Below are 17,317 nucleotides of genomic sequence, written 5' to 3' on the forward strand. Positions count from 1 at the left end.
CAAGAACGTGTTATCAAAAAGGTAAATTTGATTTTTACAGAATCTAAAATGGACAAAACAAAATCCTCAGAAATTAATTATTTGGGAACTTATTATAATTTTTAACATAATCATCCCAAAGTTCATCGATAGTTTTATTTGTCTCTTTTTTCCAAATTTCGGATGTATAAGTACCGGTCCTGCATTTGTCATCTAGTATCTCAACTATGCCTCTTTTGAAGTTTTTATCCACCCAAAGTAAAAAACGTGCAGTCGTTCTGTACGATGCCTGGTATTTATTTCCTTTATCATCTAATGTGCCCGGCAAAACCCAGCCACTTTCTGCATTACTCAATCCATATATTTCTCTTACATAGTCCGCAATCCCTTCTACAAGCCATCCGGGAGTATTTTTACTTTCCGGATAAGCCTGAATTAAATGGAAACCTTCATGGACAATAACATCTATATCTTTATCCCTGACTGGTTTTGTGAAAAATTTTGTGAATACGGTAATTTCATTATTAATAGCATGTGCCGGATGATCTGTATCTGCATCACTGAAGATTATAATAACACTTTTTGTTGCCTTTGGATTAAAATGCTCAAGCATTTTAGGATAGGCATCAAAGAAACGTTCCGCTATATTATTTTTAAATTCATTACTAAGTTTTGGATCACTATTTCTTACTGTCAGCTGATAACCGTTTTTAATTATAACACTGTCTTTTTCAATGAAGTTATTTGTAGCTAAGTTTGCTTTTATCCTATTATGATTACCATTCTTTTCTTCTTTAGAAATAGAGAATAATGGCACCAAAAGAATTGAAAAAAGAAAACTCTTTGTATTAATTTTAAAATTCATATTACAGACTTAATAGTTAAACAAAAAACACATAAAAACCTGATTTACAAACAAAAAATCAGACAATAAATTATTTTAAAGTAATCGTGATACCATCTTTAAGCGTACCCGAACCTGTATATATTTTACCGCTCAATATTAAACTTACATTTACTGCTTTTACATCTTCATTGCTATTTCTCTTGCCCTCAACATTAGAAACTCTCACAATAACAATATCATTTTTTTTCTCAGCCGAAAAAGTTATTAGAGCATAATCCCCTTTTTGAAATCCAAATCCATCTCCGGAATCTAAATACAATTCCCCACTTGCTTTGCCTTCTTTATCAAGACAAACAAAAAGGCTTAACGGATCGAATGAATTCTCTCCTGCATTCTGAATCACTTTACCGGCAGGAATAATACTTCCGCCTCTGATACTTAATTTTGCCTGATATTTATCTGTCTTTTCTCCTTCAATAAGATTTAGTTCTTCCCATATTCCTGATGGAAGTACTGGATTTTTTGCAAATGCCGGAACCACCAAAAGATTTTCTCCTAATAAAAATGCCTGTTCCTCGGCTCTTAAACGTGAATCTTTAACGTCTGCAAAAAATACTGGCGACATAACGGGCATTCCTGTTTTAGAAGATTCATAAAAAAGGGTGTATAGATAGGGCAACAAGCGATAGCGTCTTTCTAAAGCAATTCGCGATGTTTTTTCTATTTCGGGACCGTAAGCCCAAGGCTCTTTATCATTTGTTCCTGCACAGGCGTGACCTCGTGCAAAAGGCATAAATGCCCCAAACCCAAGCCAGTTTGCCCATAGATCTCCGTCTGTATTTCCTAGAAAACCACCTATATCCGGACCACTGAATGGCTGCCCTGATAATCCGAGTGTAAGAGACATCGGTACAGATAGTTTCAGGTGATCCCAACCGGCATAATTGTCTCCTGTCCAGGTTGCGGCAAAACGCTGTCCTCCTAATAAATTTGACCTCGTTAAAAGAAATGGGCGCTTTTCAGGATTTGTTTTTAGAATCCCATCATAAGAAGCTTCCACCATCAATCGGCCGTAAGCATTGTGATAAAGCAAGTGAGAACCCTGTGGTAAATTTCCGCCTCCTTTGTGCGGAGTGTCATAAGGCATTGTACCCAAGCGTTTATCTTCAGGAAAATCATTATCATTTACGGCAGGCTCATTCATATCATTCCAGACTCCGTCAATACCTGTATTTAAAAAGTCTTTGTACAATCCTGCCCACCATTTTCTTGTTTTAGGACTTGTAAAATCGGGAAATGCACAATCTCCCGGCCAAACTTTACCGTGATATTCTTCTCCGTTATTTTGCTGCACCCAAACATCATTTTTTGAGCCGGACTGATAAACTGTATACTCTTTATCAACTTTAACTCCCGGATCTATCATGTAAATTGCCTTAAAGCCTTTTGAATGCAGATTATCATTTAATCGTTTAGGATTTTCGAACCTGATACTGTCAAATGTAAAAACCCTGTATCCCTGCATATAATCAATATCCATCCAGATCACGTCACATGGAATTTTCTTTTCTCTGAAGTTATCAGCTATTTCCATAACACGTTTTTCACTGTCATAAGAGAATCGGCATTGGTGATATCCTAGTGCCCAACGCGGAGGCAATTTTATTGTTCCTGTTAATTCAGAAAGCCCTTTCATAACCTCCTGAGGCGATTTTCTGTCGATAATATATACTCTGAACAAAGCGCCCTCAGAATTATAAATAATCTGATTAGAATTTGTAATTAGCTCTGCTTTCCATGTACTGTCAAAAATAATTCCGAAAGCAGACCCGTCAGGACGTACGCCCATAACCCATGGATGAGTCTGGTATAATCTTTTACCACCTTCTACACTGTAAGCACCTGTATCTGTATTCCATAATTTTATAGACTGACCATTACGCAATAATGGACCGGTAACTTCTCCTCCACCATATAAACTTATATCTCCTTTCAAATTTAAAACCGCACTAGCCTTATTATTTGCAAATGAAAATTCAGGGATTAAAGACCAGTCAGTTGGCACTTTCCCCTTAGAAATTGGTTCAGATGCAAGAATCAAGGATGGTGTTTTGTTTTTATCAAATCCTTTAGGTACAAATTCTACTATGCGATTCCCTACTGCTGATTTTTTTTGCAAAGGAACCTGTTGTGCATAAATTGCCATACCTGTCGAAATAAAGAATATTGAAAATATTGTGGTTTTAAAATTCATATTATAAATTTTAATGTTATTATATTATTATAAGTTTAAAAACAATTTTACTAAAACGTTTTAGCAAATAAATACAAAGAAATTGATTCTACAAAATATTTTTATAAAAAATAAGTGTGGAATTTATTTTTTTACCGAACTATCTGGTATTTAAAGACTTCTGAAAATAAATAAATTAAGGTTTTTCTGAAAATTTATAAACAGATACTGTATGATAAACTGTTTTGGGCTCTAATGTTATGGATGGAAAATTTGGTTGATTTGGTGCATCAGGAAAATGTTGTGTCTCTAAAGCAAAAGCTGTTCTGTAATCATCTTTTGCGCCGGATTTAAATGTATTTTTGCCTTGCATGAAATTACCACTGTAAAACTGAAAACCTGGTTCCTCAGTATAAACATTCATAACAACGCCTGATAAATCTCCTGTTATTGAGCCTACATGTGCCATTCCGTTTCGCTTTTTGTTATTTAATACAAAATTATGATCGTATCCGCCTCCGTTTTCCAATTGAACATTTTTCGTTTTTATACGCTCTCCAATTGTATGAGGAGTAACAAAGTCGAATGGCGTGCCTGCTACAGCTTCAATTTTACCTGTTGGAATTAAGCCTTTATCAACCGGAGTATATTCTTTTGCATTAAATTGCACCAGATGATTTAAGATCGTACCGCTTCCTTCTCCGTTCAAATTAAAAAAAGCATGATTGGTTAAATTCACAATCGTTGTTTTGTCGGTTGTTGCTTCGTATTCCATTTTCACTTCGTTATCAGTGGTCACACTATAAGTAACTTTTACTTTTAAGTTTCCGGGAAAACCCATTTCCATATCCGGAGAAACATAAGTAAAAACCAAAGTCTGGTCATTAATTTTTTCTGCATTCCAAACTACATCTTCGTATCCTTTCGTCCCGCCGTGCAAGGCATTTTCACCATTGTTAACCGGAATACTATAATTTTTCCCGTTTAAACTGAATTTTCCCTTTGCAATTCGATTACCAACGCGTCCAATAGTAGCACCAAAATATTTCTCAGTTGAATTTTGATAGTCTTTAATGCTTTTAAAACCAACTACAACATCTATAAATTCGTTGTTCTTGTTTTTGACCAGTAAACTAACCAAACGGCCTCCGTAATTGGTAAAAGCAGCCTGGATATTTTTATTTTTTATCCAGTAAAGATTTACTTCCTTTCCGTCGATTTCTTTTTTGAAATCAATAGAATCAAGAGTTGCCGGTTTCAAATTCACATTTTCAGTTAGCGATTTGTTGGAGTTGTTGGAATTGTCACTTTGTTTCTTCTGACAAGAAAATTGAAAAAACACCCCTAAAAGAAGAACACTGACTAATTGATTTTTTTTCATCGTTGTATGTTTTATTACTTATTTCATTGCAGGAATAGCTATAGAAACTCCTTCTGACATTGGCTCACCAATAACAGGGTTTCCATTTTCATCCCATTTGATCTGCTGCATCCTTGGAGATCTTTGTACACCACATCCTTCACCCGGGTTAGAATTTGCATGGTATAAAATCCAGTCTTCTTTGCCATTTGGTGACTTAAAAAATGAGTTATGTCCCGGAGCATATACTTTTGTTTTATTTGATTGTTCCAAAATAGGCTTATCTGATTTTACCCATGCCAAAGGATCCAGCAAATTATTTTTTCCTGTAAAAGTTAGTAGTCCTAAACTGTAATTATCCGTCCAGCAACCACTTGCCGAAAAAACAATGAATGCTTTATTCTTATGTGTCAGGAACTGAGGTCCCTCATTTACATTTACCTGCGGAGGATTTACATCATCATGCAGCGCACCATGTAATTCCCAGGGATTTGTTGGACTTGAAATTAGAACTCTGTCGCCGTCAATTTGAGTAGGATTTTTCATTTTGGCGATATAAATATTTTGTTGTCCATTAGTATCTCCTTCCCAGCCGGACCAAATCATGTATAATTGTTTTTTGTATGTAAAAATATTCCCATCAATAGCCCATTTATCTGTTTGTGCAGCAATTTTCCCTTTAAAAACCCATTCCCCTTTCATTGGATCTTTTGAGTCGTTTTCTAAAACATACATTCTGTGTGTATTATTCGAACCATTATCTGCAGCAAAATATACATACCATTTGCTATTGATAAAATGAAACTCAGGTGCCCAAATTTCAGCAGAATAATCTGTGTTTGCCGGTGCAGTCCAAATGACTTTCTTTTCAGCATTTTGCAGATCGGCCAAATTTTTGGTTTTTAAAAGAACCAGATGATTTTGCATCGTATGAGTGTAGTAATAATAGCCATTATGATAGGTACTATACGGATCTGCTCCGTAATCTAAAAGAGGATTGGTAAATGTTTGCTGTGCAGAAACTGTTTTGCTTACTAAACAAAACAGAATCAGTATTAGTGTTTGTTTGAATATTGAATTATTTATTTTCATTATAATTATTTTTATGAGCAGTTTTGAGGCTTGTAATTATTGTGTTGTTTTATTGATTCTTTCAGATAGATTGTATTAAAAATCAAATTACCGGGATAAAATAATCCCGATAACTTGCATCACATAAACAACTAACCACAGTTTATCTTTAATTTTTTTATGCTTTTTATTTAGAATTTACTTCGGCTGTAATCTTTTTTATAAAATCTGTTTCTGTTTTTTTATATGGAGTTCCATCCGCATTAAATACCTCATGGAACCATACAGGCGGTGCTGAAGTATATTTTTTTGTCCAGCTGTCCCAGGGAAATTTAGTTTGTGTTTTCCCATCTACTAAGCCCCAGTTCATCATGGCAATTTTATTTTCTTTGGCGATTGGCAAAAATCCTTCAAAGGTGCTGCCGTTTGGTCTTGCCATGTATTCGGTACATAACAATGGTTTTCCGTAACGCTTCAGCTCATTGATTCTTTTTGTAAAGTCTGCTGGTTTGTCATAACAGTGAAAAGAAATAACATCTGATTGTTCCAGTTGTAATTTAAAAATAGGTTTCATCTCTTTTTCAGACCAGTCACCTGCCCAGACTCCTGATGTTAAAGGTTGTGAAGGATTGCTTGAACGTGCCCATTGAAAAGCCTTTTTCAAAAGATTATAAGTTAGTTCTTCTTTATTAGCAGTTTCTACTTTTACATAAGCAGGCCTGTTCATATTGTCCGGCTCATTCCAGACATCCCAGCCTAAAATTCGATTATCATCCTTAAAGTGCGCTATTGTTTCTTTAATGTACTTTTCTAAACGGGGAGTTTGTTTTTCATCTAAAAGTGCTTTTTGTCCCGGTGACTGCACCCAACCCGAATTGTGCAAAAATGGCTTAGGAGCTCTTTGTTTTCCTGATACCGGAAACGGGTCCCAACAAGAATCAAACAAAACGAATAATGTTTTGATATGATGTTTATCAGCGATAGTCAAATATTCATCCATTCTTTTATAAAATCCTTCGGCATCATCTTTATGAAGCAAATCATGAAGATAAACGCGCATCACATTCATTCCTATGCTTTCTGCCCAGCCTAATTCCTGATCTATTTTTTTAGGATCAAATGTATCTTTCTGCCACATTTCTAACTGGTTAATGGCATTACCGGGTGTGAAATTAGCCCCTACAAGCCACGGCTGTTTTGCATACCATGTATTAGCTTTCTCTTTTGTCCAGATTGTTCTTTCAGTAACAGAAGTTCCGGTAGGGCTTTGATCGGTTTTAACTTCATTTTTGCTTTTATTACAGCTAATTGTGAGTACCGAAAATAAAGCAATAGCTATTAATTTATTTTTCATTGTAAAAAGGTATTTTGATTTTAAGCTTTGGAAATCCATGATTAAATTCCAAAAGCTATAATGTTTAATATGAAAAAGGTATATTTTAAAAATTTATAAATCTTTAGCTGCCTTTTTGATTAAAACCGCCATATACGAATTTATTTCTCGTGTAGTTAAAGCTTCCTGCCATGCTTTTTGGTCTGCTTCGGAACGCAGGGTATTATAAGTATTAGGACTTCCGTACAGCTGATTAAAGTCTTTAAACTTATCCAGAGAAACATGCGAGATTCCACTATTTAAAGCATTTCCTTTGGGAGTTATCACTTTCAGTAAACTCCAGCTGCCAGTTCTCCCTGCATCTATTCTATTTTGCCATTCGGGTTTAAAGATTTTTGATTCTGCATTTTCATATTTTGTATAATTATTTGGACTTACTTTCATAAAATTTATTGCCATTACATTTCCTAAAGACATATTGAATTGTCCTTTTGTCTGGTCAATTTGCTCCATAAAAAATGTTTCAGTCAAATCCCTGCTTTGAAGAGATTCGGTTCTTTTTGATACTAAATCTGCTTCAGACATAGTGGGGAATGCTCTTTTGGCAATGGTTAAGAAACTCTCGCCTGGACCGTCCTGAAACATTTTGATTGGGTCATCAAAAACCTGAATCGTTACATATTGATTGTTTTGATTCTCACCTCCAGGCTGCAAACGCCAAAGCTGCCATCCTAATATCGCACCGCTTTTAATGCGTTGATCGTGTATTTTTTCCCAAAAACTCTCCGTTTCAAGATAGGCTGATTCTTGTGCCGGAGCCACTTTCATAAATTGAACTAATAAATATGTTTTTTTTTGAGCAATCGCATTACTCACACAAATAAGAGCTGTTAAAAACAGAAGTATTTTTTTCATCATTACATTTATAACTTTTAATAATTAGTAATTATAATTCGGCACATTATTATTTGAATTTCTTTAGCTTTAACAGTGCAACTAAAATCAAAAATGATCCCCATTCGTTTATTATAATTTAAAAGACAACTTTTAAGGATTTCATTTTGTATTCGTTAAAATATAATTAATATTGCAAGAGCTCTAAAGATGTTTATTTTGACACCTTTTAAAATATTTCAGCTATTTTTTATTAATACTTTAATTTATATGCTAAAAAAATATGATTTTTATTTTCGACCAAATTAGGATACGAACTAGATAATTTTAATCCCATTTTGTTTCACAATTGTGTTCAAATGGTGCAATTCATCAATAGTAAACCTTGTAAACCTGCATTACAAAACAAAATGAATGCTTATGACACAATTGGAGAAGTTATTTTTATAAAAAATTAATAAAACATTTACATGCAAAGATTTTTCAAAATAGGGACACTCGCTTGTCTTATGTTTTTGTCAATTACAGTTTTCAGTCAGGAATATTATTTTAAACATTATAAGGTCGAAAATGGTATGTCTAACAATTCTGTTTTAGCCTCGATTCAGGATAAAGATGGATTTTTATGGTTTGGCACCAAAGATGGTCTGAATCGTTTTGACGGATATCATTTTAAAACATTTCGAAGTGGAGCAAATCCTAAAACATCCTTAGGAATAAACTACATTCAGTCGCTGCATGAATTCAAAAATTATATTTGGGTTGGAACTGACAAAGGATTGTATTCTTATGATAAAAAGTTAGAGAAATTTACTTTTTTGAATGAGGCAATAAATAATCGTATTAACGATATTGACAATGATCTGAAAAATAACTTATGGTTTATTTCTATTGGAACGCTGGTCAAATATAATGTTGACACAAAAGAGACTACTCTTTTTGACAGAAATTCCTTTTATGCCACTTCTATTACCTGTGATAAAAATGGGGTAATCTGGGCATCATCTTATGATGATTTATATCGCTATTCTGAAGCGACTCAAAGTTTCGATAAAATTAATGTACAGTTGCCTAACAGTACTTTTTCGATTTCAGTCATTTATGCATTAGATGCCAATTCAATTTTGATTGGCACAAGAGATCACGGTATTTACAAATACGATGTGTCAAGTGGAAAAACATCTCCTTTTATTAACGGTTCCGAAAGACCAATTTTTGTCAGACAATTTAAAAAAAGCAATCAAAATGAAATATGGATTGCAAGCGAATCAGGTGTTTATATTTATAATTTAAAAAATAAAACGATCCGGAATTTACGTAAAAGTGCGAGTGATCCTTATGCCATTTCAGACAATGCAGCGTATTGCATTACGATTGACAAAGAGAATGGTGTCTGGATTGGAACTTATTTTGGCGGCGTAAATTACCACCAAAAACAATACGATCAGTTTAAAAAATATTTTCCGCGCAAAAGTGAAAATGCAATAGTTGGAAGTGCCGTTCGCGAAATTCACAAAGACAACCAGGGAAATCTTTGGATTGGTACCGAAGATGCCGGAATTAATAAATTCAACCTTAAGACGAAGAAATTTGTTAATTTCCAGCCTAACGGAACAAAATCAGGGCTTTCTTTCTATAATATACATGCTGTTTTACCACGAGGAAATAAAGTCTGGATAGGAACTTTTGAACATGGATTAGATATAATGGATGCCAATACCGGAAACGTTATAAAACATTATGACCTTAATTCAAGTAATTTAAGAAGTAACTTTATAATTACGTTTTATGAAACTCCTGAAAAGAAATTATACGTTGTAACCTCATTGGGTATCTATTTATATGATGAGCAAAATGATGATTTCAAAATTTGTGACGAGTTCTCCCAATCCACTCATTACACCTGTATGTTTAAGGACAGAGAAGGAAATTTATGGGCAGGATCCTATAGAGACGGGCTGTTCTTCTACAATTCAAAAACTAAAGAGAAAGCAGTTTACAGACATGATTTAAAAGATGATAAAAGCATTAGTAATGATTTTATCACATCAATCTTTCAGGATCAACAGCATAACCTTTGGATAGCAACCGAAAATGGCCTGAATTTATTTGATACCCGAAAAAAACAATTCAAAAAATTTACCACTAAAGAAGGATTTCCAAGCAATGTAATTTACTCTATTCTACAGGATGAAAAACAGAATTTATGTATTACCACTTCAAAAGGATTGGTCAAATTTAACTATAAAACAAAAGCAGTAAAAATCTTTACTACTGCAAACGGATTGTTGAGCGATCAGTTTAATTACAGCTCGGCTTTTAAGGATTCCAATGGAGATATGTATTTTGGTAACCTAAATGGTATGATTAGTTTTAATCCTAAAAATTTCAGTACTTATAAATACAATCCTCCCATATTTATTACCGGACTTCAGATAAATAATCAGGATGTTGTGGTAAATGATGACGATTCTCCGCTGGACGAATCTGTTTCTTTTATTAAAAATATTACTTTAAAAAATCATCAGTCAAATTTTAACATTGATTTTGCTTCGTTAAGCTATACAGCTCCTGAGCTTACAGAATATTGGTATAAACTGGACGGCATTAGTGATGATTGGGTGTATTTGAATAAAAATAATAAAGTGTTTTTTACAGAACTCCCTTCGGGCGATTACAAATTCAGGGTTAAATCTCTAAGTGCCGGTGGTATCTGGAGCAAAGAAGCTGTAGTTGGAATTACCATTTTACCGCCATTTTGGGCAAGTACCTATGCCTTTATTCTTTATTTTTTAATAATAGCAGGATGCCTTTACTGGCTTTTACGCAGGTATCACAACATGAATGTTAAGGAAAACAATCAAAAAATTGCAAATCTTAATAACGAAAAAGAAAAGGAAATCTATCATGCAAAAATTGAATTTTTTACCAATGTTGCCCATGAAATACGAACTCCTTTAACTTTAATTAAAAGTCCCTTAGAAAGCTTGTTAAAAAAATCCTACGAGTCTCCGGAAATTCTGCCCAATTTATCAATAATGGAGAAAAACACCTCCCGCCTACTCAATTTGGTTAACGAATTGCTTGATTTCAGGAAGACAGAAATGGAAGGAATGGGGCTTACTTTTGTGGAAACAAATATATCAGCATTAGTAAAACAATTACAATCGCAATTTACCCCTCTAATTGAAGAAAAAAGCATTCATTTTGAATTAGAACTGGGTGAAAAAAACATTTACGCTTTTGTTGATGAAGAAGCAATTCGAAAAATTCTGAGCAATTTAATCAGCAATGCTATAAAATATGCAAAAAGCGAAGTATTTATTACATTATTCAGGGATGAAGATTCTTTGGAATTTATCATCAAAAATGATGGGAATTTAATTCCAAAAAACCTTAAAAACAAAATATTTGAACCTTTCTTCAGGATATTAGGCTCTGAAATGCAGACAGGAACCGGAATCGGATTGTCACTTGCCCATTCGTTGACTGAATTGCATAACGGAACATTAAAATTGCAATTTTCTGACGACTCCATGAATACTTTTGTTTTAAAGTTGCCACTGCGTCAGGAAAGTGAGTTTCATCTTTATAAGGATACCTCCGAAACTGCTGTAAAAGAAAGCAATGAAGAATTTGAAAATGAGATTATAGCTAAAAATATTAAAACTCAAATACTTGTTGTCGAGGATAATGTGGAGCTGCTTAATTTTATGAGTAAAGAATTGGGTAAAGAATATAAAATTTTCAAAGCTGCGAACGGAGAAGAAGCTTTAAAAGTAATTCACAACGAAACGATACATATTGTGATTAGTGATATTACAATGCCAATAATGGACGGAATCGAGTTGTGCGACCGTATTAAATCTAACATTGAAACGAGTCACATCCCGGTTATTTTATTAACAGCTTTAAGCGCTGTACAATCCAGAATTAAAGGGCTGGAATCAGGTGCCGATGCTTATATTTCGAAACCATTTTCGATGGATTTTATATTGGCGCAAATTGATAATTTATTGTCCAACAGGCGCCACGTAATGGAATATTATGCAAGTTCTCCTCTATCCCATTTAAAAACAATAGCCCATAATAAAATCGACGAAGATTTTATTAAAAAACTGGACGAAATTATAGATCAGAATATGGCAGATACTAATTTAAGTGTTGAGTCATTGGCCGATATTCTCCACATGAGCCGCTCTACTTTATATCGCAAAATAAAAGACATCTCCAACCTGAGTCCAAACGAACTGATCAACAATGCCCGACTAAAAAAAGCAGCAGAATTATTGCTTTCCGGCAAATACAAAGTTTATGAAATTGCAGAAATTGTGGGTTATAATTCCCAATCGAGTTTCAGCAGGAATTTTCAAAAAAGTTTTGGTATGTCGCCTTCGGAGTTTATCAATAATGGCAATTAATAAATTATTTTTAAGTCTGACTCAATTTTGTTTCAATTTTATCATTAGATTTATTAAAAAATCATTCATTATGGAAAACCTGCCTAAAAAAGTCAGAAGCAGAAAACTAAATACAAGAGTCGATTTAACTGCAATGGTTAGCGTTTCATTTTTACTGATTGTGTTCTTTATGGTTACAACTGAATTGGCCAAACCGAAAATTATGGACTTTGGACATGGGGACAGAGGTTGCGGTCCTGAACCTGGTTGCAGCAAACCAGATGAAAATCGCATTTTAACTGTGTTACTCGATGATAATGACAAAATGATTACTTACATGGGATTGCTATACTCACCTGTTCAAAAACCTAAAGAAGTAGAATATGGAAAAGATGGAATACGCAAAGAATTATTAATTATTGATAAAAAAGTTCATCAATACTCTGCCGGAATGGGGAAACCTGAAATAGGTGTTACAGTAATCATCAAGCCGAGTAAAAAATCTAATTACGGAAATCTGGTTAATATTCTTGATGAAATGAATATTACAGGAATCAATTCTTATGCAATTGTAGATTATTATACTCCTGAAGAAACAAAATTATTAGCTTCTAAATAATAAAACTTCAAGAAGAACTCCTAATAACCAATCATAAAACAAAAGTCCCACAGTAATGCGGGACTTTTTGCTTAATAGTTTAGTTTTTAATAAACTTCATACCTGAACTTCCTTTATCTGATTTAACCTTTAGAAAGTAAGTTCCCGCTCTAAGCTTTGAAACATCAATACTTGAAACTGATTTTGCATTTGGAACCGCAATCACCAATTGCCCTAAAATGTCATAAATCGCTAATGATTGTATTTCAATAGCCTGTTTAGCGTTAATATTTAAAACATCACTTACCGGATTTGGATATAAGGCAAAATAATTAGAAAACTCAAAATCTGGATTACTTAAAGTCGTTTGAAATTTTGATGTCGCTTTATTAGTAAGTATCGGGAAATTATAATCAAAATAAATATTCGCCTCGTTTGTAAACGAATCCCCAACTTTTAATGTTGGAAGTGTCTTGATTTTAAAAGCAACATAACCGTCATTATTCGCATCATCAAAAGGAAGATTGATATTTTCGAAAATAAATTCCACTTTATTTCCTTCTGAAATTTTAGTTACAAATGAATGACTTGAACTAGTTGGAATTAAAGTCGAAATATCAAATTTTGATAAATCAATCATGTCTTTTACGACGATACTTTGTGCTTGATAAGTTCCTGTATTTTCAAAACGAATCATGTAATGTACATACTCCCCTATTAAACTTGGAGTGATAATAGAACCTTCCAAACACGTTTTATCATTTGGATCGTAAGAACCTACTACGGTTTGATTTAATGTGAATGTATTATCAATTAGAGTTTCGTCTGTGGCTTGTGATACTATAGTCGCTGTTAATTTTAATATATCACCGTTGTTTACTGCAGGAGTTTCCATTGGTGAATTTACATTCATTGTAAAAATTATCTCTTTACTTTCAAACGGCTGTAAATTTATAAAATTCCATTCTAAATTACCTGATGTCTGATTAGAGAATGCTGTACTTGAAGAAACATAATCCAATATAGTATCATCAAATTTGATGTTAATTGAACCTGTTTGTGTTTTATTCCCTTTATTTTTATAGACTATCTTATATTTTGCGTCAAAACCGGGTCTTGAAACATCAATTGGTAATAAAGATATTTCTAAATCTGGATGTACACCATTAGGCGTAACACAAAAATTTTGTACAAATGGAGTTCCTACACTTGGAAAACTAACTGCAACAGCACTAGGAAAAACCGAAAAGTAATCTGGATTTTCAATTACTGGCGTAAGAGTATGTGTTCCCGTTTGAACATATATAGAGTAAGCTCCCGAAGTGTTAGAAATTAAATTACTCGAAATTACTCCATTTGTAATAGAAAATTTCAAGTTTGGAAAAGTTTTATCACTGAAATCACATCCGTCTGAATTTGTATCAAATTTTGTATTTCCGTTAACTGCATAAAAAATTCCACCAGGAGTAAATGAGCAATAACTGCTTACTTGATAATAAGTGGAACCATACATTCTACTTATAGCTAAAGCTTGGGAATCATTTAAAATTAAAATATTTTTCAAGTTTTCCATCTCAAATTCATCACCACAAATATATTTCAGTTTAGGATTTGGCATCAATGACCTCCACGTTAAATCTTCAACAGATCCATTTTTAATAAACAAATTAGTCAGCTCAAAATTATAACCACAATATAACTTCTTAAGATTAGTCAAACTGCTTAAATCTAGTGTTGTAAATTTATTATTTTCACAGTCTAAATACTTTAGTTTACTTAACCCATTAAATTTTAATAATTGTAATTGATTACCAGAACAATTCAAATATTGAAGATTTGTTAATCCGTTTAGATCTAAGGCAGTAAATTTATTACCGGCACACCTCAAATCCAGAAGATTAATTAAGTTTAAATTTATTGAAGTAAAATGATTACTTCCAATGTCCAAAACTTGAAGATTTATTAAAAAATTTATATCTAACGAAGTAAATTGATTATAACTACATTCTAAACTTTGAAGTTTAGTTAAGCCTCTCAAATCTAATGAACTTAATTTATTAGAGATACAGTTTAACTTTTCAAGTTTAGTTAAACCACTTATATCTAATATTTCTAGCTTATTATAACTACAATTTAAAACTTTTAAATTAGTGAATTTTAAAATCCCCTCTAATGAGGAAATCTTCTCACTATCAGGAACTCCTTGCTGATACACATTTAATTCAACAACTTCTAATGCCTCTTTCTCCTGGATTTCACCATCTTCATTCTTATCAATTTTGGTATAATATCCCTGTGCGTCTTTTGCACAATCAAAATTCTTTAACAAAAAAGTTTTAAAATTAGCATCAGGAAAATTAATAATTTGTGCACTCAAACCATTAAAAAAGTAAAAAACAAAAAACAAAAAGTAAATTTTCTTCATATATATAAATTTTCACACAAAAATAACTTTTCAAAACAATAACACAACTTTATTTGTTAAAAAAGAGATTATAAAAACAAAAAAAGTCCCACAGTGATGTGGGACTTTCTATTTATAAAAAAGCTAAGAATTATTTTTTCTCAGTTTTTTCCATTTTAGCTTTCAATGCAGCTAATACATCATTGTTATCTCCTAAAGTTGCAGCTGGTGCATTAGTAGTAGAGTTAGATGAAGTATTTTCAGTTGCAGCTTTCACGTTTTTCTCTTCTTCTTCACGGAAGATAGCAGTGTGAGAAGCAACTACTCTTTTGAATTCTTTGTTGAATTCGATTACTTTGAAATCAGCAGTATCACCTTTTTTCAATTTCTTTCCGTCTTCTTTTTCAAGGTGACGAGTAGGAATGAAAGCAACGATATCATCTCCGAATTCTACAGTAGCTCCTTTGTCAACGATTTCAGAAATCTCACCGTTGTGGATAGTTCCTACAGCGAAAGAATCTTCGTATTGATCCCAAGGATTAGCTGTAGTTTGTTTGTGACCTAAAGATAATTTACGTCCTTCAACATCTAATTCTAATACAACTACATCAAGTTTCTCACCAACATTTACAAATTCAGATGGGTGTTTGATTTTCTTAGTCCAAGACAAGTCAGAGATGTAGATTAATCCATCAATTCCTTCTTCTAATTCTACGAAAATACCAAAGTTTGTAAAGTTTCTAACGATACCTGTATGTTTAGAACCTACTGGGTATTTAGAAGTAATGTCAGTCCATGGATCCTGAGTTAATTGTTTGATACCTAATGACATCTTACGATCATCTCTGTCAAGAGTTAAAATAACTGCCTCAACAACATCTCCAACTTTCACGAAGTCCTGAGCAGAACGTAAGTGAGTAGACCATGACATTTCAGAAACGTGGATTAAACCTTCAACACCTTCAGCAACTTCGATAAATGCACCGTAATCAGCGATTACAACTACTTTACCTTTTACTTTATCACCAATAGTTAAATTAGCATCTAAAGCATCCCATGGGTGAGCGTTTAATTGTTTCAATCCTAATTGAATTCTTGTTTTCTCATCATCGAAATCAAGGATTACAACGTTTAATTTTTGGTCTAATTCAAGAACTTCACTTGGGTGGTTGATTCTGCTCCAAGAAAGGTCAGTAATGTGAATTAATCCGTCAACACCACCTAAGTCAATGAACACACCATAAGAAGTAATGTTTTTAACAACACCTTCTAATACTTGTCCTTTTTGTAATTGACCGATGATTTCTTTTTTCTGTACTTCAATATCAGCCTCGATAAGCGCTTTGTGAGATACAACAACGTTTTTGAATTCGTGGTTGATTTTTACCACTTTGAATTCCATCATTTTGTTTACATATACATCGTAGTCTCTAATTGGCTTAACGTCAATTTGAGAACCTGGTAAGAACGCCTCGATACCGAATACGTCAACGATCATACCTCCTTTAGTTCTGCATTTAACAAAACCGTTAACGATTTCTCCAGTTTCATTAGCTGCAATAACTCTATCCCAAGATTTGATAGTACGTGCTTTTCTGTGAGATAATACTAACTGACCTGTTTTATCCTCACGGATGTCGATTAATACTTCAACTTTGTCACCTACTTTTAAGTTTGGGTTGTAACGGAATTCGTTTAAAGAAATAACACCTTCAGATTTAGCATTGATATCAACGATAACGTCTCTATCTGTAATTCTAACAACAACACCTTCAACTACTTCTTCCTGATCTGTAGCGATGAAAGTTTTTGATACTAGTTCTTCAAACTCTAATAAGTTTTTCTCATCTACTGCGTCGATTCCTTCTTGGAAGTTATGCCAGTTAAAATTTGCTAAAAACTCTTCTTGTGATTTTAATTGTTCAGACATGCTGATAAAAAAATTTGTATTCTGTTTTCCCTGAGTTTCATAAAGCAGTAAAAAAACAGAAGTTGTTTTACATAAATAGTTGATTCCTAATGGAAACTCTTCTCTGCCAAAAGGACTGCAAAATTAATACATTTATTTGTAACAGCCAACAAAAACAGGTATGATTATCAGTTAATTGGTCAGAAGCACATGATTTTGTGGTTTTTCAAGACCAAAAGTCCCGCTTTCGCTCTTATCTTTTATGGCAAACCCTGCCATAAAAGGATAA

The 17,317-nt window shown here is 33.2% G+C and carries 10 protein-coding genes; 2 read left to right on the forward strand and 8 right to left on the reverse strand.

Annotated elements, in window-relative coordinates; genetic code table 11:
- Window positions 1-73 precede the first annotated feature (73 nt).
- The 6 genes from DMB68_RS08745 to DMB68_RS08770 all read right to left on the reverse strand — a co-directional run bounded on the left by DMB68_RS08745 (window position 74) and on the right by DMB68_RS08770 (window position 7,741).
- Complete coding sequence (locus tag DMB68_RS08745; RefSeq protein ID WP_110346220.1) at window positions 74-844, reverse strand: basic secretory protein-like protein; 771 nt, start codon at window positions 842-844, stop codon at window positions 74-76.
- A 70-nt stretch (window positions 845-914) separates the two neighbouring features.
- Window positions 915-3,080 carry a TIM-barrel domain-containing protein gene (locus DMB68_RS08750; protein ID WP_110346221.1) on the reverse strand — a complete coding sequence of 722 codons (2,166 nt, stop codon included), beginning with the start codon at window positions 3,078-3,080 and terminating at the stop codon, window positions 915-917.
- A 175-nt stretch (window positions 3,081-3,255) separates the two neighbouring features.
- The gene (locus DMB68_RS08755; protein ID WP_110346222.1) at window positions 3,256-4,440 is read right to left on the reverse strand and encodes an aldose epimerase family protein; all 1,185 of its coding nucleotides are present in this window, start codon (window positions 4,438-4,440) and stop codon (window positions 3,256-3,258) included.
- An 18-nt stretch (window positions 4,441-4,458) separates the two neighbouring features.
- Window positions 4,459-5,511, reverse strand: coding sequence for a glycoside hydrolase family 43 protein (locus DMB68_RS08760; protein ID WP_110346223.1), 1,053 nt, complete (start codon window positions 5,509-5,511; stop codon window positions 4,459-4,461).
- 166 nt (window positions 5,512-5,677) lie between these two features.
- Window positions 5,678-6,844, reverse strand: coding sequence for a cellulase family glycosylhydrolase (locus tag DMB68_RS08765; RefSeq protein ID WP_110346400.1), 1,167 nt, complete (start codon window positions 6,842-6,844; stop codon window positions 5,678-5,680).
- A gap of 93 nt (window positions 6,845-6,937) precedes the next feature.
- A complete protein-coding gene (locus tag DMB68_RS08770; protein ID WP_124019410.1) occupies window positions 6,938-7,741 on the reverse strand; it encodes a hypothetical protein in 804 nt (267 codons plus the stop codon).
- Window positions 7,742-8,187: 446 nt separating this feature from the next.
- Here DMB68_RS08770 and DMB68_RS08775 point away from each other — a divergent pair, with 446 nt between their 5' ends.
- Window positions 8,188-12,138, forward strand: coding sequence for a hybrid sensor histidine kinase/response regulator transcription factor (locus DMB68_RS08775; protein ID WP_110346225.1), 3,951 nt, complete (start codon window positions 8,188-8,190; stop codon window positions 12,136-12,138).
- Window positions 12,139-12,208: 70 nt separating this feature from the next.
- Entirely contained in the window at window positions 12,209-12,736 is a 528-nt protein-coding gene (locus tag DMB68_RS08780; RefSeq protein ID WP_110346401.1) for an ExbD/TolR family protein, read from the forward strand.
- 79 nt (window positions 12,737-12,815) lie between these two features.
- Here DMB68_RS08780 and DMB68_RS08785 read toward each other — a convergent pair whose 3' ends face one another.
- Both DMB68_RS08785 and rpsA read right to left on the reverse strand, forming a co-directional pair.
- The gene (locus tag DMB68_RS08785) at window positions 12,816-15,140 is read right to left on the reverse strand and encodes a DUF7619 domain-containing protein (RefSeq protein ID WP_110346226.1); all 2,325 of its coding nucleotides are present in this window, start codon (window positions 15,138-15,140) and stop codon (window positions 12,816-12,818) included.
- 130 nt (window positions 15,141-15,270) lie between these two features.
- Window positions 15,271-17,049 carry a 30S ribosomal protein S1 gene (rpsA, locus tag DMB68_RS08790; protein ID WP_110346227.1) on the reverse strand — a complete coding sequence of 593 codons (1,779 nt, stop codon included), beginning with the start codon at window positions 17,047-17,049 and terminating at the stop codon, window positions 15,271-15,273.
- Window positions 17,050-17,317: the final 268 nt, after the last annotated feature.

The sequence above is a fragment of the Flavobacterium hydrophilum genome (assembly GCF_003202405.1).
Lineage (GTDB): Bacteria > Bacteroidota > Bacteroidia > Flavobacteriales > Flavobacteriaceae > Flavobacterium > Flavobacterium hydrophilum.